17 protein-coding genes and 1 pseudogene are annotated in these 23,925 nt (G+C 45.4%); 4 read left to right on the top strand and 14 right to left on the bottom strand.

All coding sequences use genetic code 11. From position 1 onward, the window contains the following. Window positions 1-37 precede the first annotated feature (37 nt). The 3 genes from ABDB91_RS19280 to ABDB91_RS19290 all read right to left on the bottom strand — a co-directional run bounded on the left by ABDB91_RS19280 (window position 38) and on the right by ABDB91_RS19290 (window position 2,126). Window positions 38-292: a Txe/YoeB family addiction module toxin gene (locus tag ABDB91_RS19280; RefSeq protein WP_347489339.1), complete on the bottom strand. Its 255-nt coding sequence runs from the start codon at window positions 290-292 to the stop codon at window positions 38-40. Then, window positions 285-539, bottom strand: coding sequence for a type II toxin-antitoxin system Phd/YefM family antitoxin (locus ABDB91_RS19285; RefSeq protein ID WP_347489341.1), 255 nt, complete (start codon window positions 537-539; stop codon window positions 285-287). Before ABDB91_RS19285 ends, ABDB91_RS19280 begins: the two co-directional genes overlap by 8 nt. A gap of 615 nt (window positions 540-1,154) precedes the next feature. Then, window positions 1,155-2,126, bottom strand: a complete 972-nt coding sequence (locus tag ABDB91_RS19290) for an Rpn family recombination-promoting nuclease/putative transposase (RefSeq protein WP_347489343.1) — start codon at window positions 2,124-2,126, stop codon at window positions 1,155-1,157. Between the two features lie 451 nt (window positions 2,127-2,577). On the opposite strand from ABDB91_RS19290, the gene ABDB91_RS19295 reads away from it, so the two are divergent. Both ABDB91_RS19295 and ABDB91_RS19300 read left to right on the top strand, forming a co-directional pair. Then, window positions 2,578-2,853 carry a hypothetical protein gene (locus tag ABDB91_RS19295; protein ID WP_347489344.1) on the top strand — a complete coding sequence of 92 codons (276 nt, stop codon included), beginning with the start codon at window positions 2,578-2,580 and terminating at the stop codon, window positions 2,851-2,853. Continuing rightward, window positions 2,825-3,169, top strand: coding sequence for a DUF6516 family protein (locus ABDB91_RS19300; protein WP_347489345.1), 345 nt, complete (start codon window positions 2,825-2,827; stop codon window positions 3,167-3,169). The genes ABDB91_RS19295 and ABDB91_RS19300 overlap by 29 nt, the downstream gene beginning before the upstream one ends. A gap of 219 nt (window positions 3,170-3,388) precedes the next feature. Here ABDB91_RS19300 and ABDB91_RS19305 read toward each other — a convergent pair whose 3' ends face one another. The 3 genes from ABDB91_RS19305 to ABDB91_RS19315 form a co-directional block, all read right to left on the bottom strand. Next, on the bottom strand, window positions 3,389-4,360 hold the full coding sequence (locus ABDB91_RS19305; RefSeq protein WP_347489343.1) for an Rpn family recombination-promoting nuclease/putative transposase: 972 nt from the start codon (window positions 4,358-4,360) through the stop codon (window positions 3,389-3,391). 773 nt (window positions 4,361-5,133) lie between these two features. Continuing rightward, window positions 5,134-6,258, bottom strand: a complete 1,125-nt coding sequence (locus tag ABDB91_RS19310) for a TolC family protein (RefSeq protein ID WP_347489346.1) — start codon at window positions 6,256-6,258, stop codon at window positions 5,134-5,136. A gap of 330 nt (window positions 6,259-6,588) precedes the next feature. Beyond that, window positions 6,589-8,790, bottom strand: coding sequence for a copper amine oxidase N-terminal domain-containing protein (locus ABDB91_RS19315; protein ID WP_347489347.1), 2,202 nt, complete (start codon window positions 8,788-8,790; stop codon window positions 6,589-6,591). A 577-nt stretch (window positions 8,791-9,367) separates the two neighbouring features. On the opposite strand from ABDB91_RS19315, the gene ABDB91_RS19320 reads away from it, so the two are divergent. Then, window positions 9,368-9,970, top strand: coding sequence for a sigma-70 family RNA polymerase sigma factor (locus ABDB91_RS19320; protein ID WP_347489348.1), 603 nt, complete (start codon window positions 9,368-9,370; stop codon window positions 9,968-9,970). Window positions 9,971-9,990: 20 nt separating this feature from the next. Beyond that, on the top strand, window positions 9,991-11,145 hold the full coding sequence (locus tag ABDB91_RS19325; RefSeq protein WP_347489350.1) for a zf-HC2 domain-containing protein: 1,155 nt from the start codon (window positions 9,991-9,993) through the stop codon (window positions 11,143-11,145). Window positions 11,146-11,615: 470 nt separating this feature from the next. Here the strand turns inward: ABDB91_RS19325 and ABDB91_RS19330 are convergent, their stop codons facing one another. The 8 genes and pseudogenes from ABDB91_RS19330 to spoIID form a co-directional block, all read right to left on the bottom strand. Continuing rightward, on the bottom strand, window positions 11,616-12,050 hold the full coding sequence (locus ABDB91_RS19330; RefSeq protein ID WP_347489351.1) for a hypothetical protein: 435 nt from the start codon (window positions 12,048-12,050) through the stop codon (window positions 11,616-11,618). 73 nt (window positions 12,051-12,123) lie between these two features. After that, on the bottom strand, window positions 12,124-16,293 hold the full coding sequence (locus tag ABDB91_RS19335) for a S8 family serine peptidase (RefSeq protein ID WP_347489352.1): 4,170 nt from the start codon (window positions 16,291-16,293) through the stop codon (window positions 12,124-12,126). A 292-nt stretch (window positions 16,294-16,585) separates the two neighbouring features. Continuing rightward, window positions 16,586-18,298 carry a stalk domain-containing protein gene (locus tag ABDB91_RS19340; RefSeq protein WP_347489353.1) on the bottom strand — a complete coding sequence of 571 codons (1,713 nt, stop codon included), beginning with the start codon at window positions 18,296-18,298 and terminating at the stop codon, window positions 16,586-16,588. 418 nt (window positions 18,299-18,716) lie between these two features. Beyond that, entirely contained in the window at window positions 18,717-19,772 is a 1,056-nt protein-coding gene (mreB, locus tag ABDB91_RS19345; protein WP_347489355.1) for a rod shape-determining protein MreB, read from the bottom strand. A 152-nt stretch (window positions 19,773-19,924) separates the two neighbouring features. Beyond that, the gene (gene spoIIID, locus ABDB91_RS19350; RefSeq protein WP_347489356.1) at window positions 19,925-20,173 is read right to left on the bottom strand and encodes a sporulation transcriptional regulator SpoIIID; all 249 of its coding nucleotides are present in this window, start codon (window positions 20,171-20,173) and stop codon (window positions 19,925-19,927) included. Window positions 20,174-20,477: 304 nt separating this feature from the next. Then, window positions 20,478-21,827 (bottom strand): ATP-binding protein, encoded by a 1,350-nt coding sequence (locus ABDB91_RS19355; protein ID WP_347489357.1) that lies wholly within the window; start codon window positions 21,825-21,827, stop codon window positions 20,478-20,480. Between the two features lie 273 nt (window positions 21,828-22,100). Continuing rightward, window positions 22,101-22,199, bottom strand: a pseudogene (locus ABDB91_RS19360) (sporulation transcriptional regulator SpoIIID); the annotation flags it as partial. A 539-nt stretch (window positions 22,200-22,738) separates the two neighbouring features. After that, window positions 22,739-23,698 carry a stage II sporulation protein D gene (gene spoIID / locus ABDB91_RS19365; RefSeq protein ID WP_347489358.1) on the bottom strand — a complete coding sequence of 320 codons (960 nt, stop codon included), beginning with the start codon at window positions 23,696-23,698 and terminating at the stop codon, window positions 22,739-22,741. Between the last annotated feature and the right edge of the window lie 227 nt (window positions 23,699-23,925).

Below are 23,925 nucleotides of genomic sequence, written 5' to 3' on the forward strand. Positions count from 1 at the left end.
ATTACATAACCATTTTAAAGCCACTTCAAGTATTCTTTTAGTAGTGGCCTTTGCAACTGGCTATGTAAATATTGTCTTTATCAATGCTATAAATAAGCCGGTGAACGTCAGTGATACGGCGACTCCAATATCCGGACAGCTCATTTTTCAACGGCTCGGGCTTACCCAATCCTTCATTGCCGTTTCTCTCAATGTCTCTTATTAACTCATTGACTTTCTTTAATATTTTTTTATTCTCCGATTGCCCATACAAGTAATGCCGCCATGCTATATCCGAAAAAACTTTATTCATCAAGCAATTCTCTTTTCTTGCCCTTGCCCTTTTTTAGCTGTTCTATGGATTGCAAAAGTTCATTATAATATTTCGGATTACTTCTCACATAGAGATTTTCCAAAAGGTTATTATACTCCGCTTCGGATAGCATAACTACATTATCGCCACGCTCACGAGTAATAATAATCGTCTCAAAATCGTTTGCGGCCTTATCACAATATCTTTTAAAATTTTGCCTTACGGACGAATAGCTTGTAGCTATCATAAAATCACCTCACGTCAATATTGTACAGAACAATGTACAATTATGCAAGAGAAAACACTAAACAAGGCCGACAACCACCTGAACGGAAGCAAACCGGAAGAACGGTTGAAAAGCTCTACCAGATTCTCGCATCCGAAAACGGGATAAGCCTATCAACAAGGAGCTCTTTTCTCTTTCTGAACGGGTAAGAACCCGTCCCCCTGGTTCCCGGGTTCCCAGTTATTCCAATTTTGTACATATACAGATTGCTTGAGTAATTTTCGCGCTTCTTCGGCCATATCCAACATCAGTCTACCCGGGTAAAAATGCTGACCGCATGCAGTACATTTTTTAATATTTTCATTCCTGCGAATTATTTTAATACCACTTATTGTTCTTAGTACATCTTGCCTTATTACTATAACTTCTCCAGCACAAAAGAGGCAAGGTTCCATTTTTGACGTCTCCTATGTAAAGTTATATGTTTATTTTCGTTTAAAACCCAAATTGCTCATATCCTCCCATACTTCATCAAGCACTAGACAAACTGTGATAACTATAGTTGGTTCACTTACTGTTGTTACAGGGAGTGCATAGCACTACTCCCTGCGCACTATTGGGGATGGTTGGCTCGGGTTAAATCACCTTTCCCACGGCGTCCAATATAATACTCTGTGCTTCTTCAACCGAACCGGCGGCAAATAATTCCGTTAAGATGCGATCAAGCAAATCCCTATCAGTTAAATGCCGCACCTTTGCCCGAATGCCGCCCGGTTCCACCTTAAACCTGGTTACCATATATATGCAGATAGCGTCTTGCTTTGCTTTTACTTCTCCAATATTTTCACCTTCCATCCTGCCTTCTTTTATACCTTCCATCCTGCCCTTTTCGTGCCAGTTGGTGGTAATTTGCATAATCGTAACGGCCTCCTTTCTATCTATTTTATCCAACTCCCGGTTAAACAGCTCTTCTTCTTCACGGTTTAGCTTCAGGTAGGTTTCAAAAAACCCGCCTAATAGCTCCATGCGCGCCGAGTCTAACTTCATCCGAGCCAGCATGCGCATAAATTCCACCTTGACGCGAACCTTTTCCTCCGCCTTAAATCCCATCTTGCTCAATAGCGCCGCAGCTACCGGATTGTTGCTGTGGATGTAATTTCGCCAGTTAAGCTTCTTTAATTCCAGCTTGTAAAACTGAAAACGCAGAACGTCCAGAAAGGAAAATCTCTGTTCAAAAGTGTCCGGCTCATCCCGGTCCTGATCATAGCTAAATACGGCTACGGGAAGTATCTTGCGCCGGTACTTCTCGTAAAGACGACTAAAATAAACAAACATCCGCGCGTGAAAGTCCCTTTGCACATATGCCTGGGGTTCGACGTGGATTAATATCAGTCCCGGTTCGTTTTTGAGACGGGTTTCCACCAGGATATCTACTTCATGCCTGTCTCCGACCGTAACGTCGGTGAAAACCTCCTGCTGCAAGAATTTAATCTCTTTTAAGTCTATGGCTTGGGCGGCGGCGGGGAAAAAAAGCTGCATGAATTCGGCAAAAAAGGTTTCTAAAAGCTCTTTAAACAGGCGATCATGGTCGATATGGTTTGCACTCATCGCGGCTCCTTTCTCCTGGTTTGCCTTAATTATACCATAATAGACCGAACGAAACGTCTTCCCTTGCTTTTACTTTTATGGACAGTATACAATGGGAATAGATGCTATACCCAATACGGAATTTTAGAAGAGGATGCTGGTTTTTTATTGGTGGAAGGTTTTCTTTAAGCTGCTTTTCGGCATGCTTGGTAAAATAAATTTTCAGGACGATAACCACCTGGTGAATTTTAAAATTTTAATTCATTATACTTGAAAATATTGGATGAAGCAATAAAGAAAAAGTTTATTGTTCAGAAACGAAAAGCAGCTTTTAACAGAAAAAACCTCCGCTGTGAGGAGAGAGCCGGTGGTTGGCAACTATGACTACGGAACAAAAGGGAAATCTCTTAACATACATACCTTAAGAAAAAGCATATAATTACTTTTTGAAAAGGAAAGGAGAAGTTTATCATTGGGTACTTTAGAAATTTCAATGGATGAGTTTAAGGAATATAAAAAACTAAAATTAATATCAGAAATGGCGCCTATCAAGGAAAGAATAAAACTTTTTGAAAATAAATATGACGCCAATTTCAAAAACTTTGAAAAGAAAATAAAACAGCACCCTGAAGATTTTGAACTATGGGACGATTACATTGAATGGAAAGCTTACCAAAATAAATTCGAGGATATAAAAGATAAAATTGGTGGTATAAAAAGTGGTAAAGATACTACAATTACTAAATAAAACCGAAATAATAAAATCTTATGAAATCCAAGACTTTAAACATGGGGAAGATTTTTACTATATTAAAGTGCAAGCCAAATTAGTGAACGAAACAACTCTTTTTATTCGAGAATATGCATCCGAAGAAGATTATAACTATTCCTATCACTGGCAGGAAGATAATTCACAATTAATAATTAGGTGGGACAATGCCCCTCATCACAAGCAGATAAAGACATTTCCCCACCACAAACATATAGGGGAAAAGGTTTTACCATCATATGAAATTGGAATACATGAAGTATTAACTTATATTGATATCATTCTTAAAAACTAATTAAGTTTGGCGCCCGGCACGGTCTGCGCCCAAGGCTTGAAAGAGCGAGTTGTCATCCATACCGGGCGTAGTCATGTACGCTTGTTCCGTATCTATCCATGTTTTGTTCATCATGAATCTTTGCTCATCTTGAAGCCATGTGGAACAATATTAAACTCATCGACAACAGGGAGTGCATAGCACTACTCCCTGCGCACTATTGGGGATGGTTGGCTCGGGTTAAATCACCTTTCCCACGGCGTCCAATATAATACTCTGTGCTTCTTCAACCGAACCGGCGGCAAATAATTCCGTTAAGATGCGATCAAGCAAATCCCTATCAGTTAAATGCCGCACCTTTGCCCGAATGCCGCCCGGTTCCACCTTAAACCTGGTTACCATATATATGCAGATAGCGTCTTGCTTTGCTTTTACTTCTCCAATATTTTCACCTTCCATCCTGCCTTCTTTTATACCTTCCATCCTGCCCTTTTCGTGCCAGTTGGTGGTAATTTGCATAATCGTAACGGCCTCCTTTCTATCTATTTTATCCAACTCCCGGTTAAACAGCTCTTCTTCTTCACGGTTTAGCTTCAGGTAGGTTTCAAAAAACCCGCCTAATAGCTCCATGCGCGCCGAGTCTAACTTCATCCGAGCCAGCATGCGCATAAATTCCACCTTGACGCGAACCTTTTCCTCCGCCTTAAATCCCATCTTGCTCAATAGCGCCGCAGCTACCGGATTGTTGCTGTGGATGTAATTTCGCCAGTTAAGCTTCTTTAATTCCAGCTTGTAAAACTGAAAACGCAGAACGTCCAGAAAGGAAAATCTCTGTTCAAAAGTGTCCGGCTCATCCCGGTCCTGATCATAGCTAAATACGGCTACGGGAAGTATCTTGCGCCGGTACTTCTCGTAAAGACGACTAAAATAAACAAACATCCGCGCGTGAAAGTCCCTTTGCACATATGCCTGGGGTTCGACGTGGATTAATATCAGTCCCGGTTCGTTTTTGAGACGGGTTTCCACCAGGATATCTACTTCATGCCTGTCTCCGACCGTAACGTCGGTGAAAACCTCCTGCTGCAAGAATTTAATCTCTTTTAAGTCTATGGCTTGGGCGGCGGCGGGGAAAAAAAGCTGCATGAATTCGGCAAAAAAGGTTTCTAAAAGCTCTTTAAACAGGCGATCATGGTCGATATGGTTTGCACTCATCGCGGCTCCTTTCTCCTGGTTTGCCTTAATTATACCATAATAGACCGAACGAAACGTCTTCCCTTGCTTTTACTTTTATGGACAGTATACAATGGGAATAGATGCTATACCCAATACGGAATTTTAGAAGAGGATGCTGGTTTTTTATTGGTGGAAGGTTTTCTTTAAGCTGCTTTTCGGCATGCTTGGTAAAATAAATTTTCAGGACGATAACCACCTGGTGAATTTTAAAATTTTAATTCATTATACTTGAAAATATTGGATGAAGCAATAAAGAAAAAGTTTATTGTTCAGAAACGAAAAGCAGCTTTTAACAGAAAAAACCTCCGCTGTTGCGGTGGCTTTATATATCGCTAAGCCAGACCCAAGACCTTGCCGAGCATCCGTATGGAAGCAAACCTGCAGAACCGTCCCCCTGGTTCCTTCCAAGGCCGGCATTGGTTGGTTGACTTTCCCGGAGGGGATGTATCTGGAGCGCAATCATACCCTTTCAAAAAACCGCGTCAATGGATATAATATGAACAAGAAGTGAGGAGAGAGCCGGTGGTTGGCAACTATGACTGCGGAACAAAAGGGAAATCTCTTTTTCGGTGTATAATACAATAAGCAGCATCTCAACAGCAAAGACCAAATACAGAAAAAAGAGACCCGGGGGTTAACTGCCCTGATCTCTTCCATATCCTCAAGCCTTGTCATGGCTATGAATACAATCTGAGACGCTTAAAGTCCGTCATTTATGAGGAATAAAACGAAGCAATCTCCGCTTTACAGCCTTAACTTACAAAGGCTAACCATGGCTTTTCAAAGTTTATCTTACTTAAACCATAGTTAATTTTAATATCCAGCAGGGCACTCTCAGCTTGGGCAACGGCCAATTGGCTGTTAACAACATCGTCTTTGGTTATCATACCGTTGTCATATAAAGCTTGGGCGTTTTTTTGATTCAGCTCGGCTGCGGTTAGTGCTTCCTGAGCCGATACATATGAAGCTTCAAGGGTTTTCAAGGTTTCGTTCAATTCATTCATTTTGTTGCGCGTCTCAACCCGGGCTTCATCGTAAGTTAAACTGGCCTTATCGATATCGATTTTACCGGCTTCCTCAGGCTGAGTGGATGTCCAGGTGTATTTCTGCAGCTCATAGCCTTCCTTTTTGCTCCATAAATATGGGTTCTGAGTAGGGTTCATGGCTTTTATTATCGCTGCATCGAGCGATGGTATCTCCATTTTTTCAAACTCTATCGATGTTGCCAATTGAGGTCTGAAATTATTATCTTTGCCCATCATTTTATTCAATGTCCGGTAAGCGTTTTCCAAGTTGGATTGGGCGGATTCCAGCGTACTTTTAGCGCCTTCAAGTTCCGCATTTTTAGCTTGTATCGTTGTTTCAGTGGCCATGCCGACTTGCTTTTGCATCTTAGCTACTTTATAACCACGCTCGGCTACTTCCAATGCTAACTTAGCCGTTTCTATATCGTTTATCTTTTTCAGAATATCGTAATAACCTTGTGTAACCTGCATACGTATGGCATCCTGAGTTATTTCAAAAGATTTCTTTTGAATATGCGCGGCACGGTCTGCGCTTAAGGCTTGAAAGAGCGAGTTGTCATCCATACCGGGTGCGGTCATGTACGCTTGTTGCGTATCTACCCATGTTTTGCTCATCATGTAACCGTGGTTATCCCAAGCATTGTCACGGACCTCTTCAGCACGATCGACATCAAGTTCCGCCTGCTGAATGTTATAACTGTTCTTAAGCGCGTTATTTATCGCTTCTTCCAAGGAAAGCTCCACATAATCCTGGCCTGGCAGGTTCTGTTCTTCTTCCGAGGCAAATGATACAAAGGCAAAACCAAAAGTCATGGCTAATGTTATCAGTAGGGTAACTACAACCCGCCGCAATGTCATCAACTCCTTTAATCAATAAATTATTTACCTATTTAAGTATAATGGTACATACCTGGTTAGTCAAGCCAACGTTATTGCAAACACCGCTGATTCACTGCCGGCCCGCCCCAAGAACCAGCTGTTAATGATTTAAGGGCCCTCAACCGCAGCACCCATAAAAAAATCTTTGCTCATGGGTAAGACTTTTACACCGTATGAAATTGGAGTACATGAAGTATTAACTCATATTGATACCATTCTTAAAAGCTAATTAAGTTTGGCGCCCGGCGCCAAAAAGAGAAGCCCGGATATGCAATCCGGGCTTCTTAATACTTGCCTTGCTATTTACTTATTGAAATTAAATGTTGCAGTCTTGGTGGCGTCATCCCATTCGAGTTCGCCGCCAAAGGCCATTTGAATGCCGCGCAGGGAAGCGTAGGTGTAATTGTCAATGATCTTGCCGCCCTGGTCTACAGCAATCTTGGTGCCATTGATGTAGACAGCATTTTCGCCCATCGGGAATGCAACAACTTTGCCGTTCTGTACGAAGTATGCAGTCTTGGTAGCTTCGTCCCAGCTCTTTTGCAGGCCGAGCACGTCGCACAGAGTGTTTACTTGTACCAGAGTGCGGCCGTTGATCACTGCCACGCCTTCGTCACCAACCTTGAAGGTGGCGGTTACCAGATCGTCGCTACCGCAAGTAGCGTTGGCTACAGTGGCGATAACGCCGGTGTCGTCATAATCATCAATCTTGTCGGAAATGCTAGTAGGAACTTTATAAGTATTATCATCACTTTCGTTAATAAGAACATCCGGGTCAATAATGTAAGCTTTTACTTCTACATCGCCGTTCAAAGCAAGTCTTCCGGTATCATAGTTGATGTTGGTAATCTTGAATTCGCTGGGATCGGAGCTTTCATCGGTTACTTCCAGCGCAATCATGCTGTCGTCGATAACGGTGATGTCGCCGTCAAAGTTGCCGCTTACTACATCCAGCTTGGGCTTGCCGTTCAGCTCAATACCGGAAGGAATCTCGAACACAAGCACGCTGCCCTCTTGCAGAGCGCCGTCAGCAGCCTCGTTGACAGTGATGTCGCCGGCCGCCTGGTTAAGGGCTTCGGTCATAATCGGATTTTTATCGGCTTTCAAGGTGAAGGGGGCAGCTGCCACGCCGATGGTAGCTTCATCAAGGTCGCCGTAGTCACCACTGATAGTTAAAGTGATGTCGCCGGGTTCAGTATCGTTATCCAACTGAATATAGAAATTATCCACGGTGAAGTCGCTGCCAGCTTTGTCATTAAAACTTACATAGAAAGCTTTTTCACTGTCATATAACTCAATTTCGCAATTATTATTGTCAATATTGAGTTCATCCGTCTTAACAAACTTACCTTTGTTAAGTTCAAAGGTCATCATATCGCCGTCTTTGAAGTCGTTGCCATCTTCGGTTTCAATCTTCATTGAAACATCTAATTCAGTTATCTGGCCACTGTAGGCAACAGTGTCATTGTCTTCCAGCTTGTCAATTTTCGCTTTGGCATCGCCAACGGTCGCCACCGTCACAGTAGTCTTACTGATGGTGTTAGTGCTATGCCCATCTTTGTCTTCGCTGCTTACGCGAATTTTCACGTCGCCGGTTACCTTAGGATCTACTTTAAAATACGGAGTAAATACAATATCCCCGGGGAAGATACTGGATTTTTCGTTAACCTTTAACGTGACTTGCTCGTGGTCATCGTCGTAATCAAGGTCATTCACGCCACTTTTGAAACTTACAGCTTGAATACTATCTTTATCTTTAATTGTGCTTTCATCAAAAGTCACGCCACTGGTTAAGATATCATAGACTACATACTCTTGTTCCTTATTATTTAGTGATCCGGGCTTAGTTTCATAAACCTTGATTTCTGCGCCTTTCTTACCACTGCCTTTGCTGACGATTTTAGGAGACTTGGCAGATACCATAACATCTTCGGAACCTGCTACTTTAGCAATGGTTACGTCATCGGATTCGGTCCAAGCAATCGAGTCACCTTTAAGACCCCAAACCTCAATGGTTGCATCTACATTACCGGTAAAGTCAGAATCAATGTCTAGGGGCATAAGTTGATCTTCAAAATTGAAATTAACGCTAAAATTCTTCCAAGCAGTGTCACTTATATATTCTCCTTTTAAAGTTATACTTGAAGAATTAGCCTTAACAAAGTAATTACCGCTACCCAATGGCTTTAATCCACTTGTATTTACTTCTGCAAATTTATTTGCAGCAACATTCTCTGCCTTAGGCGTCTTACTGAATTCAACGCCATCGGGCAATGTTAATTTGGCCTGTATATAGGTAACACCAGCCACAGAAAAGTCGCCATCATATTCTACGGTGGCTGTACCTGCATCTACGTCGTCATCAGCGGTAACATAAGTGTAAGTACTTCTGTACTTCGTATAATCATTATCCGCCGCGAAGGCTCCCATCGGGGCAATTACCGTGAATAAAAATACCAGAGCAATTGCCAATGAAACTGTTCTCTTTGTTTTAGGTTTCAACAAAACCGTTTCCCTCCTTGAATTGTGTTTCTTTTTTTGGGCACGTGCCAGTTAATAGTTTAATCAACCGGCTACTCAATATGATGTTGCACATCCCTCCCTTGGTTGGTTCAAAGATTTGCCATGGGTGCCGTTCGCGCTGATTGCGGCGGCACTTTTCTTACCCTGTTATCTGGCGGGGAGCCGGAGCCCGTTAACTTTCGGACTTCTCCCCATTTGCGGGTAAGACCGACAGGGAATGCATATTCTACATTCTCCGCCAGTTTTCCTGCTTGCTGAGCAAAATTATGCAGTTGTGCATCGGCAAGGTTATGCAGTTTATGTTTTACTAATTTGGCTGCCCTGTCCTTGCCATCTGATTAGTTAGACACGGTGCTTTCGAAAAAAGTTCCGCAAATCCATATTTTTTTTAGAGGCTAATTTTTAACCATTTGAAACATGGGGCGTTTTAAAGTAGAATTGATGAAGAAAAAGATTCCCCCGAATATTTTTAGAAAATTTCACTCCCAACCGGAACTTTACGGCAATTTTTGTTGTCTAAAAGGTAACCGGAGCGGAGAGTCGGAAGGAATGTCTCCCCTTGGACGAAGCCGTTAAACTACTGGTTGACAAATCAAAACAGGGCCACAACGAGGCGTTCGAACAGCTTATTAAAATATACCAGAACAAGGTTTACGCACTTTGTTATCAACTGACCAACAATCAATCCGACGCCCAGGATCTTGCTCAGGAGGCTTTTGTAAAAGCATACAGATCACTATCCGGTTTTCGCAGCGAAGCAGATTTCGGAACCTGGATACACCGGATAACCGTTAATCTCTGGATAAATACCAAACGGCGCCAAAGGCCGGAAGTTTCTCTGGATGCCACTTTAACCACCGACAAGGGCGAAATGACTTTTGATGTTCCGTCAGATGAGGAAACACCTGAAGAAACTCTGGAACGCAAAGAGTTTAATTCGCTGGTAAAAATGGCTCTCAATGATTTATCCGAGGAACACAGGACTGTTTTATTATTGAGGGAAATGCAGGGTTACAATTACGATGAAATTGCGCAAATAACGAACTGCTCGCTAGGCACGGTTAAATCCAGGATAAACAGGGCGCGTTTAAATCTTAAGCAAAAAATTCTACAGCAAGCCCGGGCCCGTGATATAAAGTTGCCTTATGGAAACAAGCATTGACCTTATGGCGGTGATATATTATGAAATGCAACAATTACATGCATGACTTAATTTCTGCCTGGCTGGACGGCGAGTTGGATCGCGGCGAGGCCGAGAAGGTGGAGAAGCATCTGGGCGAGTGCGCCGCCTGCCGGGAGCATCTGGCGATTTTGCGGGAAATCCAAACCGAACTGCGCGCTTGCGCGATGGAAATGTCCGCGCCCGAAGGGCTGTCTGCCGCGGTTATGGCACGTATTGCCGAACCGGAAGCGGGATTGCCGCGCTCCGCTCGCAATGACAATAATGAGGGATCGACGCGCTTCGCTGCCGGCAATGACGGTAAGGGCGGCTTGTGGCGATGGAGAAGTGTTGCGGCCAGCTGGAAACGCGGTATTGCCGCGGCGGCTGCCACTATTCTGGTTGCCGGTGCAAGCTATGCCATGGTCACACAAGCAAATCTGGTTACCAGGGTACAGATGGCTGATAATAACAAAGTTCAGCTGGAGGAAATTAATTCAGATAATAATGGTACTAAAATAGCGGCAAATAATCACGGAGACAACCTCGGACAAATACCGGAGACCAATAATGGCGCTACCGGCGGCACGGATAATAATAAGGGCAACTCCGATACCCCAAACAATCAGGGCGAAAATGATGTTAAAAATACTCCGTCTGAAACAACCGTGAATAACACTCCACAAACACCCAAACCACCGGCTGATATCCGGCAAACCCCGGAGATGGTCGCTTTGCTTAGCGTTGATAAGGAACGGATTATCAGAAGCACCCTGATCAAGGCCAGGGTTGAGGAGCCCGATACAGCGCGGGAACGGGTAAACTCACTGGCAGAGAAGTATAAAGCAAGCATCAGGCAAACGGGGTCGCAGAATACCGCCGAGGGATCTCTCACAGGATATGAAATGACGATTGACCGGGATAAAGCCGGCAATTTGGTAAATGATCTTAAGACTGTCGGCACTGTGATTAATAAGGATGAAAGCAGCAAGAATATCGGCGATCAATATAACAAGCAGGTGGAACAATATCAATCTCTGGCCGCTCAGCTAAAGAGCAGTGACGATGCCGCAAAACAGGAAGAATTGACCTCAAAAATGAATGCCATTGAGCAGCAGCTGAAAACCTGGGAAAGTGACACCGGCAAGCAGACCATTGTTATTTGGCTGGAGAATTAAGTGGATGAGATTGCCGCGTCGCTTCGCTCCTCGCAATGACGCACTCTAGGCATCCGCAGGTTTTATTCATAGTAATGACAAGGGGCGACGCGAGTGTAATAAGAAATAAGGAGGGAGCAAAGTTTGCTCCCTCCCATAGGGATATTTTGTGAACCATGGTAATTTGGCGAGGCAGACAGCAGATTAAGCTGTCTGCCTTTGCCGTTGTTCAGCTAGGTTCTCGGTTCCTTCGGCGAAAGCACCGATAAGCCTTTATTCTTTGGTCCATCGGCAATACCTATTAATTCGTCTAAAGCCCTTGTTTTCTTAGGTTCTAATCCTAAACGTTTAAATAGTTCTTTTTTTGTTTAAAAGGTAAACGCTTTATTTCTTCATACAGCTTGTCGATAGCCATTTATATCACCTCATTATTTAAATTGCGGACGACAATCGGTAATAAATGATAATGTCATCTTTACTTTTACAGATAATCACTTTGCTTTACGCCTATTAGCTTTAGTTTTGTCCAGTATAGAAATCTGTATATCATGGCTTTCGATTTTATCTTCAATGCGGTTAAGTTGCTCGGTATGACGGTCAAGTATTTCGGTATTTTGCCTATGGCCAGCTATGAGGGCGCCGAGCTGGGTACCATGATCTTGCTCAATACGGATAACAGTGGACTTTACTTTCTGTACATCGGTTTTGATGGCTATGACTTCTGTTGCCAGTATTTCCTGGGATTTTTCAAGCTTGTCCATGCGGGTTACCAGGTGGGTCTGACCTTCTTCCAGCTTGTCCATGCGGGTTACCAGGCGGGTCTGGCCTTCTTTTAGGGATTGCAGTTCACCTGTAATGGTTTCAAAGCGCTTGTCCATGGCTTGGAATTGCTGGAGTACCAGCTCTTGAAATTTATCGTTGTCCATATTGATTCTCCTTTCGATATGGAATAGGAGGTACTTTCTTAGCTTAAATTATATCACATCTATTGCCATAGCGTCACTCCCGCAATTGCCTGCTTACCCGGTACAGCAGCCGGTTTAACACCGCCGCTGTTTCCGCGCGGGTAATGTTCGCCTGCGGTGCAAACTTGCCGTCCGTCCTGCCACCCAGCAGGCCTGCCTGCCCGGCAGCATTTACGCTGGTGCGCGCCCAATCGGGTATGCTTTGCGCATCGCCATATTCGGGGGGCGGCTCCTTTTCATCCGATGCGACATTCAGAACTTGAGCCAACCGAACAAACATAACCGCCGCTTCCGCCCTGTTAAGCAGTGCCCGGGGGCGGAACGTGTTGTCCTCGTAGCCCGTAACCAGGCCCCGGCCATTGGCCACCCGTACGGAGCTTATTGCCCATTCCGGTATCTCAGCGTTATCTTCATAGCCAAGCTGCGGCATGTCGTTATTGTGCCCCCCCAGCAGCCGGCTCAGCATAACGGTAAACTCAGCTCTTGATATGGGCCGATCGGGCCGGAAGCTGTTATCGCCATAGCCCTCAAGCATGTTCCTGGAAGCCAGACCCAATATATCTATCTCGGCCCAATGCCCGGTTACGTCGTTAAAAAACATGCCCTGGTGGTCCGGCAGCTTAACCCGCACCCCGGTGACAGCACCGGTTTTTTCGTCAACCGCCACCAGCTGCACCCCGCCCCCGTTGGGGTAATAGACAGGGTAATAAAACTCGCCGTTTGTTAACGTTACCGCTTCCGATCCGCCGTCCGCGCGCCAGGCTATCAGCCTGGAGGCCGATGTTTTCCCTTTGACAATGCAAAATTCTTCAAACGGAATGGTTGATTCAACCAGCAGGCTCAAATCAGCGGCTTCCGGAGGACTGTGGGCTTCTATTAAAGCAAGCGTCCGGGGATTATCATCCCGCCCGTGCAAGGCAACCAGGTCAACCTCTTCCCCCGGCAGCAAGTCCACGGCTTGCACCGGATAACCATTTTTGCTTATTGACGTTTTGGCAGTAATGATATAGCGATGACCGGATTTTGTAATAAGCAGATTGTCCTTCCGGTTATAAGACCCGACAACCTCCCGGCCCTGGAACTCGGTTTCCGCAATGTCAACCCTTAGAAGAATACCGTTTTGGGGATTGATTATCAGCCGGGCCCACTGGCCCGGCGCCAGCAGCGCGGTATCCGAAGCCAGGCCCCAGCGGTAAACCAGGGTATCCCGGGTAAACTTGTATTCCCGGTTCAGCAGATTGTTGTCGGTAATATATAATGTATTTTGGCCCGCAAAATATACGCGCCCGTATATACAAGTTGAGTAGGCCGAAAGTGTAAGCGCATTGTTGCCGCCCGGAACAATTACCCCCATAACCAAATCACCCGGCTGCAGCGCCGAAAGCGGGACTTCCTGATTATCCCGCACAAGTTTTATCCCCGGTAATACCCGATATTCTCCACCGGTTGTTAAAGAAAATTTCCCGTCCTTATCGTTAACAGCACTGATATTGCCTAAGATAACCCGGCGTTCAACCTCCATATGATAAACCAAACCGTCCTGGCCCAATATCAGGCGGACAGGCATGCCCGGCACAATGTTAGTCTTGTCTCCAGGTACGGGAGCACCGAAAGGAGCTGATTCGGGATCGCCACCGGCGATTTGATCGTTAAAGATTACGTTCAGTTCGGAAGCAACAGTAAACTGTTCTTTATAATTCAGTAATTCCAGTTGCCGGTTATCCCAATCCAGACTTTTTACAACTCCTTCCACTTCCTGGCTCGATGCCCGCACCTGCCACAACTTTTGAGTGGTGGGGTTTATCGATGATTCAATACTTGCGCCCGGCGGTATGCCAACGCCGCTGGACAGTTTAATTCCGTTGAGCTTGATAGTGTTTTGAGCATGTTCATCGATATAATACCCCCCCTCCCTATAATCGCTGTTGATTCTAACCATTATTGTGCCCACATCGGAGGAAAGCGCCTTAATCCCGGACGCCTGCCAGCTCCGGCCAACCGCAAGAGCAGTCTCCGGTGTCTCGGACAAGCCGCTCAGGTAAATATCGGAACCGGGAAGAATGTCCCCGGACACAATTTTACCGTTTAAGGCGGTCTTTATATTTTCCGGCTTATCTATTGTTTTGCCGGAGGTCAATTTTAATTTGTCTTTTTCATCTTGGGCGACAACGTCTTGCAAAGGCGGCTGCCCGTACGCCAGAGCAAAATCCTGTTTATCCATGTTTAAAACTGTTGAAGCCTTGGCATCAACCGATGTTCCATGCACTTCTATTTTATATTTTCCGGGTGCGGGTTTATTGATAATTACTTGTTCAACGTTGTTCTTATCATCCTGGTCCCCGCGCCCGCTGCTGTCATTGCCCAAATATTTTTTGCCGTCCGGGCCGGTTACGACCAGATCCAAATTATTAACCAGTGTTTTTTTGGCGCCCGGCATCGCCGGGGGGTCTGTCCAGGCCAGGGTTGCCTTAAACGGAGTTGCAGAGGATTCAATATTAAATTCACTGGTTTTCGTATCCCCTTCAGCAATCCCGCTTCGGTCGTCCTCCAACTCGAAAAGTCCTTGCTGCAGCGCCAGCACGGTTCCCGCCATATCCAACAGACCAAAGCCGACTCTCTGCACATCACCTTCCAGAGATCGGGCGCCATTGATTAACACTGCCTTGAACAAAGCCGCCGATGGCTCATCAAAGTCCGTGTAACGCTGAAAATATTCGGCCAACAATATTGCATTGCCCCCTGCCACAGCCGTGGCCATACTGGTTCCCTGCATCCTGGTGTATTCTTCCCGATTGGGCAGGTTGCTTTCCACCAGGCTGGAGCAGGCGGAAATAATGGAAGTTCCCGGGGCCAGCAGCTCGGGCTTGATTCTGCCGTCAGCAGTTGGACCGCCGCTGGAAAACTCGGCCGCCTGGAATGTACTGCCGGTGTCATTATCAAAAACCGGCCTGGGACTGCGGGAGGCGCCGATCACCAGCGCATTTTTACTGTTGGCTTCGGCTGTCAGAGTGCCGGCGCTCGGTCCGAAATTGCCCGACCCGAAAATCGGCAGAAAATCAGCATGCCGGCGCACAAATTCGTCCACCTGGCTGGAGGAGCTGATATATTGATTGTTTTTGCTCCCCCAGCCGTTGACATGGATACGCACCCCTGCATCATAGGCAGGCATAAAAAGCCTATTCAGGTCATGAGGGGGGATTATAGCGCCGTTGGCGTCCACTATACCCTGGAAGTATATGCTTGCATCCGGAGCTATACCGGCGTATTTGCCGCCGGAAGCCGCTCCGCTGCCTGCAATGGTGCCCGCCATATGTGTACCGTGCCCAATTTTGTCCACGGGTTGCTCGACACCCGCCAGAGAGTTAATCATCAGCACCCGCGGTCTTTTACCGTTATCGTTGCGCAGGTCGGGGTGCAGGGTACCTAATTTACCGGTATCAAGACCACTGTCGGCCAATCCGACAATTGTATTTTTCCCTGTAAGCCCGCCCGGTGTAAAAAAATTAGGTATTGACAGCGGAGCAGCCCCGGTGACATCCCTAGCCCGATCATTTAAAAACTCCGGCTGACTATATTGCTCTATATATAGTACCTGTGAAGAAGCCGCCGCCTGCTCAAGGTTAGTGAATGGAAGCCGCACTCTAAGGTAGCAATCAGCTGTATCTTTACCGTTTGTGGTCACACCGCCAAGCTGCTCGACCAGTTCAACGACATATGGTTTATCTTCCGCTTTAACCAGGGTAAGTGTTAATTCAATTTGTTTTTCGTTCGGTGACTGTACACTGTCGGTTGGATTTTTTTCGGCACTGTCTTTTAATTCCCCGGTCATCTTTTCTTCCGGCTGATATGTATTGATTTTCTGGATATATGGCAGTTCTTTGAGTTTATCTAAATTTTTCGCACCGGTGCGCACCAGTATGGAATCGCCGTCAAGCCGCCCCATCCAGTCGACTTTCCGGGCCAATTCATCACTTTCGCTGCTGCTGAGCGGGCGTTCCAGCTGTATGTTATACAATTCCAATGTTTCATCGACAACTGCACCGTTCTTTTCTTCCACATCATCGGAGTTCGGATTAACATCAGACGACCAGTTGATTAATAAAAAAGCTATCACGGCCAGCGCCACAAGCACTAGCGCCTTTTTGGGATTTATCGTAAACACCCCCCCCTTACCAAGCACAAAAGAAAAACTTGAGATTGCCACGTCGTTTCGCTCCTCGTAGCGACGGAAAACGTGGTTGTATTAGCGCTAAGCTCCATCTTCTACGGAAAATTGAGCAAACCCTTTGTCCAAAATAGCGAATATTTAACAGCCAAACCTTAACTTTACTATTGTCATGCAAAAGGCTTACATCATCAGCCCTGTCATTGCAAAAAGCCTGTGCCATCCTCCCCTGCCATTGCGAGGAGCTTGCGACGAAGCAATCCCTCTCTTTGAGTAGTATATAAACGGCCAAGTCAGCGCCGGAAGCAGCCGGACGTATTAGCTAATTCGTTTAAAATGGAATGCATAATATATTTACAGGCAGATACGATCCGCCCGGCGGAATGAACTGCAGCACTTTCTGCTGCCCCGGTTCGATAATGCCGATGAGAGCGGCTTCTTCTTTTGTTTTCATTACCCCGTCATCGGGTATATAAAATGGCTTGCCATCCCAACTGCCCGCCCCGGCAAAGGCGCCGCCCCTGGGGTTCAGCAATAGACCAACCCTGTGATCGGACTCTATGACAAAATTGTAGACCACTCCATAGTTACCGACATTTCTTGTGTAAACTACACTTCGGCCGCTGGTTATATCCTTGCCGTAAAGGAATGTATCATCTTTTCCGTCCGCAATGACCAGCCTGGAGGGCTTGTCGTCAATTATCCGCACCGTCATATTGCGGCTGGGCAATTCAAAGGTGCCCCTGGTATGGGTTTCCTCGCGCGGAAGCATAATTAATTGATCAAAGTCATTTATAGGGTCTTGTTTTCCTACGGCAATGATCGCAAAAGTTAAGCAGCTGTCCGAACTGACATCAAAAATGCCGTGCACGGTCTGATTGGGCTTGATTGGACTATTGTTATCCTTGTTAATGATAATTTTTTCACCCGGCTGCACGTCCAGGGAATATGGTTTGGATTGATCATAGGCCAAGAAATTATAGGCAGCCAATCGGCCCACTCGCATAGGATCGGACGGTCCCGCCATACCCTGCCTTTTCACCGTTAACGTGGCGGGCTCGGAACCATTATTGATCGCCAATAAATAAACCTTTTTAGGTTGGCTTGTGCCGTTGGCGTGGTGGTACAGAATACGGTTGTCGCCAATAACTTCATCCTGGTACAAGATCCCGTCTCTTTTAAAGGTTTCCGGGCAATCGCTGATGATAACACTTTCTTTGCGCTGAGTGACAATTCCATCTAATGTATCCAGGCTTAGTACGGGTATCTTCGTAACATCCAAAGATTTGCCCAAGACGGGGTTATTGAAATGGTAGGTCAATTCATCCATGGCCACTTCTTCGGTTACCTCTATTACTTGGGAAAAGGGTTCACTCCACGCACCGCGTTTATCCTTGACCGTAAGGGATATTTCATATTCACCCGGCTGGAAAAACGCGTTTTCCCCGCCTTCCCATTTTCTTTCCATAATTTCATCGCCATCGGGGTCATAGCTTTCATCTTCATATACTATCATTTCGCCCTGGGCAAAGGTTTCCTTTGCCAGCTTGAACGAGGCAACAGGGGGCTGATTGGGAGGCGGTAATTTTTCAATCCGGATTTCCTTTGTGCTTGTGTTATAGTTAACCTGATAATTCATATTTTGCGCTAAAAACCGCAGCGGAACCAAAGCACTGCCGTCCTGTATCAATGTCGGAGCGTCAATAGCGGTTGAAGTATTATCAATAAAAGCTTTACTGATACGGGTATCAATTTGTATTGTCTGACCGTCGTCCAATTTCAGTCTGATAATACCTGTATAACTTTCCCAGGATATATCCGCTCCAAAAATTTCAGAAATTACGCGCAGAGGGACCATAGTCACACCCTCATGGACAGATGGCGCCACTTGCATACTACAGGCCGCTTCATCGACGTAATAGTTTTTTTGTCCCAATGTCATAACCACACTGGTTGCTTCCGAATCGGCAAAAGCAACACCGGGGAAGCTAATGGCCAAAACCCAAATTAATGCCCAATTTGACCACCTTTTAAAAATATTCACAGCTTTACCTCCAAAAAATTTAATATTAATTTCTCACTTCACATGGAACGACATATTATAGACGTACTAAATTATTTTTTGTTCCGCTAATTTTTATTCGATAATCTTGACTTAACTGCATAAATCCATGTTTTAGCAAAGTATCTACAATATACAGTCATCATACAGTCATCCTATGCGGGAGAATAGACCCATATATAGTGGGGCGCCGTCAAAATCGAATTTTTTCTACAATATATAGATAAACAAATTTTATTAAACATAAATATTGATCAATGTAATGACTTTGACGATACCGTGCTATATATAGTCCGCAATTGCTTAATAGTAGACTTTTTGAGTGAAATCAGTCTTTTATTGTATAAAATTCAAAACCGTCCTAACGGACGGCCGGTAAAAATTCATTTCCGTATTTCAATTAGTATAACTGTTTAGCATTCGACTTTATGGCTTTGAGCACCACTTTTCTATTCTGCTGTGATTTAAGCACATTCAACATAGTCAAGGCTCGCCCGGTGCCCACGGCCACACAGGAGAGAGGATCCTCGGCTATTATAATATTGAGCCCGGTTTCACGCGCGATTAACTTATCAATGTCCTGAAGCAACGCCCCGCCGCCCGTGAGCACGATACCCTTGTCCATTATATCCGCGGCTAACTCCGGTGGAGTTAACTCCAGCACTTCTTTTACGGTATTTACCACCAGCGACAGGTTTTCACTTATAGCATCGCGTATCTGACAACTGGTTACGGTTATTGCCTTAGGAAGGCCATCCAGCAAATCCCTTCCCCTTACTTGCATATCTACCATTGATGTTTCATCCGGGCAAGCGTTGGCAATTTCCATTTTAATTTCTTCCCCGGTGCGCTCGCCAATAGCCAGGTTAAATTCCTTGCGTATGTATTTAACAATGGCTTCATCAAACTTATCACCGCCCAGCCTGAGCGAGCGGCTGATCACAATGCCCCCCAGGGAAAGCACGGCTACGTCGGTTGTGCCGCCGCCGATATCTACCACCATGGTACCGCCCGGCTGCGCTATGTCCAGGCCGGCCCCCAATGCGGCGGCCAGTGGTTCCTCAATTAGATAAGACCGTCTTGCACCCGCTTGGATAGTGGCCTGCTTAACGGCCCGCTCCTCCACCCCGGTGACACCGGAGGGTATGCATACCATAACACGAGGCTTAAATACTAATCTATGGCCGTTAGCTTTGCCAATAAAGTAGCGGAGCATCTTTTCGGTTACGTCGTAATCGGCGATGACACCATCGCGAAGCGGCCGGATGGCTACTATATTACCCGGGGTTCGGCCCAGCATACGCCTTGCTTTTGCCCCCACGGCTATCACTTTACCCGTGGAATTGTCTATAGCCACCACCGATGGTTCTTTTAAAACAATACCTCTGCCTTTAACATACACGATTATATTAGCCGTGCCCAAGTCAATACCAATATCGGCACCCATGTGGAGCATCTAAACTTGTCCCCTTTCCGATTGCCAAACGACAGCTGTTCGCAGTAATTTCACTGCGAACAGCATTATTTACAGTAAAATACGGACACCCACTCGTTAGGTATAATTCTACTTATCGGGACAAAATCCTCCAGGTTATGCCGATTTTGTTTTTACTGCTGCCGATATTTTTTTCGTGTGGCTTCTCCGCCACGCAGATGTCTTTCCGACTTATTGTAATCTAAAACTTTTTTTATCTGCTTAGCAAGTTCTTTGTTTAATGAAGGAAGCCTTTCTGTCATATCTTTATGTACGGTGCTTTTGCTAACACCGAAGATTTGGGCCGCCTGGCGCACGGTGGCTTGTGTTTCCAATATATAGGTGCAAATTTCAAGAACCCGCTTTTGGATGTATTCCTGCATTGCTTTACCTCCCCGGGCATTTAGTACATTATATGCAGCGACGGGGCAGAAATGCTCTCGCAGGGTGAATACACTTAAAATACATTTATATACCAGAAATATACCAAAAAAAGCCGCGGGAACGATTCCGTTGAACGATTCTGTTGTCTTCCACGCGCCCCTCCGTTGCGTTTAGAGTGTAGAACGCCAATCTATTTTTACCCGGTACAGCGAAAAAACCGCAAAATATTTTTCCACATGCACCCGTTCCCGCGGTCACGCCTTGCCGTAGAAACCGGCGCATTATCACCGGCCACAATTTTGCTTAATATTTTAATTGCTCCAAAGCCATCCCAATCAACCTATCCGCATGATCCGCCATAAACAACGGAATATTCAGCAGGTCATCATCAATGCGCAGGTTATTTAATGAAAATCGAACACGAAGCTTTACCTTATCTTCGTATTTTTCTTTGTATTTTTTAAGGCTTCTGCTTTTCACATTGCTCTCCGATTTTACTTCCACCGGCAAAATGTCGTTTTCTCTTTGAATCAGAAAGTCTACTTCATATCTGGGGTTTTCAACAATCCAATACCGGGGCATGGCTTCAAACCCGTTCCGCAGGGCTTGCAGGACATAATTCTCACTTAAAGCACCCTTAAACTCTACAAACAACCTGTTCCCCTCGCCAAAAGCAGAGGGAGCCAAAAGAGACAAGCGGCGCAGCAGTCCCACATCTGCCATATATAGCTTAAAGGCAGATAAATCATCGTAGGCTGAAATAGGCAGTCCCGGGGCGGTACTGCGGTATATTTTATAAGTCAAGTTTGCATCGCATAGCCATTGCAGGGCATCTTCATATTCCCTCGCTCTGGCTCCTTCCTTAACAACCTTATAGATAAACTTCTTATTCTCCCTCGCAAGCTGGGACGGAATGGATTTCCAGATCAGCGATATTTTCGGAAAATCCTTGGGGTCGGGGTGCTTGGCAAAATCACGTTCGTAGGCTCCCAAAATATTAGACAGAACCTGCTGCATCAGCTCCACATCCCGGTCTTGCGCCCAGGAGCGAACGGATTCCGGCATGCCCCCTGTTACAAAGTACATCTTTAATTTCTCATACAGTGGGTTGAAAAACGCTTCCGGGATTGGCTGAATCCTATCTACGCTTTTCATGTAATTTGCAAAATTCCCATCACCGTTAGCCATTAAAAATTCCGTAAAGGTCATCGGCATGATTTCCAAAAAATCCACCTTGCCAACGGGAAACGATGCAGGTTTGGGAAAAGTAATGCCTAATAACGATCCTGCACAGGCCACATGATAATGGGGCGTGTTCTCGCAGAAATATTTTAATGTATTCAGTGCGTTCGGGCATTCCTGAATTTCATCGAACACAATGAGCGTGTCCTCCGGGTGATCCCGTTTAATAACCTCGCCGCTGGCCATCATCAGGTTTTGCAGGATACGCTCCACATCCTTGGTGCTTTCAAAAAACTGCTTGTATTCCGGGTGTTCGTCAAAGTTGAAATAAGCCATGTTTCCATAGTGGCGTTTTGCGAATTCCTTGAGAAGCCAGGTCTTTCCCACCTGACGCACCCCCTTTAAAATGAGGGGCTTTCGATATTTGGAGTTTTTCCAGTCCAGCAGTTTTTGCATAGCCAGTCTTTCCATAGCGTCACCTCCAAGATAACACATAATTATACATATCTTGAGTTCCATAATCACATTATTATTTATAATATAACCAAATCTCAAATATCAATCAAGGCAAATCACATTTTTATTACAAAATGAACATTAAAAATCACACAATCGTGTAACACTGATTTTACGATTTTGGCATAACAAAACCTGCCTCGATAAACAAGGCAGGTTTTCAATGTTTTCATTATTTCATATAACAGTTTAGCCATTGCAACCGACACCGATTATTAATACTGTCTGTACGGTGCTTTTGCTAACGCCGAAGATTTGGGCCGCCTGGCGCACGGTGGCTTGTGTTTCCAATATATAGGCGCAAATTTCAAGAACCCGCTTTTGGATTTATTCCTGCATTGCTTTACCTCCCCGGGCATTTAGTACATTATATGCAGCGACGGGACAGAAATGCTCTCGCAGGGGGAATACACTTAAAATACATTTATATACCAGAAATATACCAGAAAAAGCCGCGGGAACGATTCCATTGTCTTCCATACGCCCCTTTGCTGCGTTTGGAGGACAATTGAAGCATTCCCACGGCTCCGCTGACCTGACCTGCAAATTTTTGCCGTATAGCAGTCAAATCTGAATAACGTCGGATTTTAAGCTTGAAGCACTTTTAAGATTGCCGAAAACTACAAAACGAGGGCTTGTTAATAATCCCCATTAACCAGCGCCTCAACCATTGTCTATGCTTCTCCGGTGCGTTTTGGCCGCGCAGTCCTTTGCCCAAAGGCCACATAAATTCTTCCCCCTTAATTTTATGCTTATCGGGAACTCCATTGTACTGTCACTTACCAATGAATTTATTGTGACCCATCTTTAGTTTTTCATACATACGATAGACTGCGATGGACGGCGCAACTTAATTTTGATCGATTTTAATTATCGTTGATATTGTTAATCTGAACACCTGTATAATAATGATTAATTATTTGTTTATAATCATGACCATGTTCCGCCAAGCCACGAGCGCCGTACTGACACATACCCACACCATGTCCGTAGCCAACTGTTTCAAAAATAACTTGGTCGTCCTTAAACTGCCAGGAAAAATCAGTAGAACGCAAACCTAACTTTTGTCGCACTTCCGAGGCGGATATGCGCCGGTCATTGATCAATAAGACTTTAGGTCTGCCGGTGGCCGTGCTTTCAACCACCTTGATAATTTGATCCCGGCCGGCGGCAACCGAAACGGACTGCAGGTCTATACCCAATGCTTTTTCCACCTGATTCTTCGCTATGCTCATCTGGCGAACCGGTTCGGGATCGGTTTCATAAGGACAGTCTACGCCGCGCAAGTAAGGCACATCAAACTTCCATACATCCTCGGCATTTTCGGTATGCCCGCCACAGGAAGCATGAAACACAGGGTCAATCGGCCGCCCCTGATAGGTAATAATTTCACCTTCCGTATCATCCACGGCCATTCGTATTTTATAATAATATTGATAGTATTTTAGCGCACCCCAACGTTCTTTCATCGCCTCCCTTGTTAAAAACCCCTGGGCATGACTGGGGTCATCGCAGGTATCCGCGCCCTCATGGCAGCTATTCACCAGCCCGCCCGCCACCATACGCTTGACAATATAAGTCCGGGCCGCCACCGCTTGCGCTTTTAATGCTTCAGAGGGAAATACCGCGGGCATTTCGGCAGCCACCACACCCGTAACATAATCCTCCAGTGATATTAGTTCAACGCTATCCGTTTCATGCCTGTACAGCCGCACAATAGTACCTTCTTCACGTACCCTTGGCTCCATCATTCGCTGCGCCACCCAGGGCAGCCCCAATGCCAGCAGCAATGCCAGCATCAACGTAATTATAAATATTCTACGCATGCGCTTCTCACCCTTCCAGGGTTCTTCCAGGGGGACGGTTCGCCTGGCTTAAGCAGACATCCATACCGCTAAACACGACACCGTGAAAAAAATGAAAATATAAGTCCGTTGCCCATTGCGAATAGCAAATAGTGAAGGGTCGTGGCAATCTCTCACCCACAGTCATTATAATGACTGCTAAAGCAGTATATGAGTCCTTATAGGTAATTATTACCTAAATAGCAGGG

Origin of the sequence: Desulfoscipio sp. XC116 (assembly GCF_039851975.1) — a bacterium.
Lineage (GTDB): Bacteria > Bacillota > Desulfotomaculia > Desulfotomaculales > Desulfallaceae > Sporotomaculum.

Excerpts from the sequence above, each read along its gene's own strand:
- ABDB91_RS19280 (WP_347489339.1), bottom strand. The coding sequence starts at position 292 with ATGAATAAAGTTTTTTCGGATATAGCATGGCGGCATTACTTGTATGGG.
- ABDB91_RS19285 (WP_347489341.1), bottom strand. The coding sequence starts at position 539 with ATGATAGCTACAAGCTATTCGTCCGTAAGGCAAAATTTTAAAAGATAT.
- ABDB91_RS19290 (WP_347489343.1), bottom strand. The coding sequence starts at position 2,126 with ATGAGTGCAAACCATATCGACCATGATCGCCTGTTTAAAGAGCTTTTA.
- ABDB91_RS19305 (WP_347489343.1), bottom strand. The coding sequence starts at position 4,360 with ATGAGTGCAAACCATATCGACCATGATCGCCTGTTTAAAGAGCTTTTA.
- ABDB91_RS19325 (WP_347489350.1), top strand. The coding sequence starts at position 9,991 with ATGAAATGCAACAATTACATGCATGACTTAATTTCTGCCTGGCTGGAC.
- ABDB91_RS19330 (WP_347489351.1), bottom strand. The coding sequence starts at position 12,050 with ATGGACAACGATAAATTTCAAGAGCTGGTACTCCAGCAATTCCAAGCC.
- mreB (WP_347489355.1), bottom strand. The coding sequence starts at position 19,772 with ATGCTCCACATGGGTGCCGATATTGGTATTGACTTGGGCACGGCTAAT.
- spoIIID (WP_347489356.1), bottom strand. The coding sequence starts at position 20,173 with ATGCAGGAATACATCCAAAAGCGGGTTCTTGAAATTTGCACCTATATA.
- ABDB91_RS19355 (WP_347489357.1), bottom strand. The coding sequence starts at position 21,827 with ATGGAAAGACTGGCTATGCAAAAACTGCTGGACTGGAAAAACTCCAAA.
- spoIID (WP_347489358.1), bottom strand. The coding sequence starts at position 23,698 with ATGCGTAGAATATTTATAATTACGTTGATGCTGGCATTGCTGCTGGCA.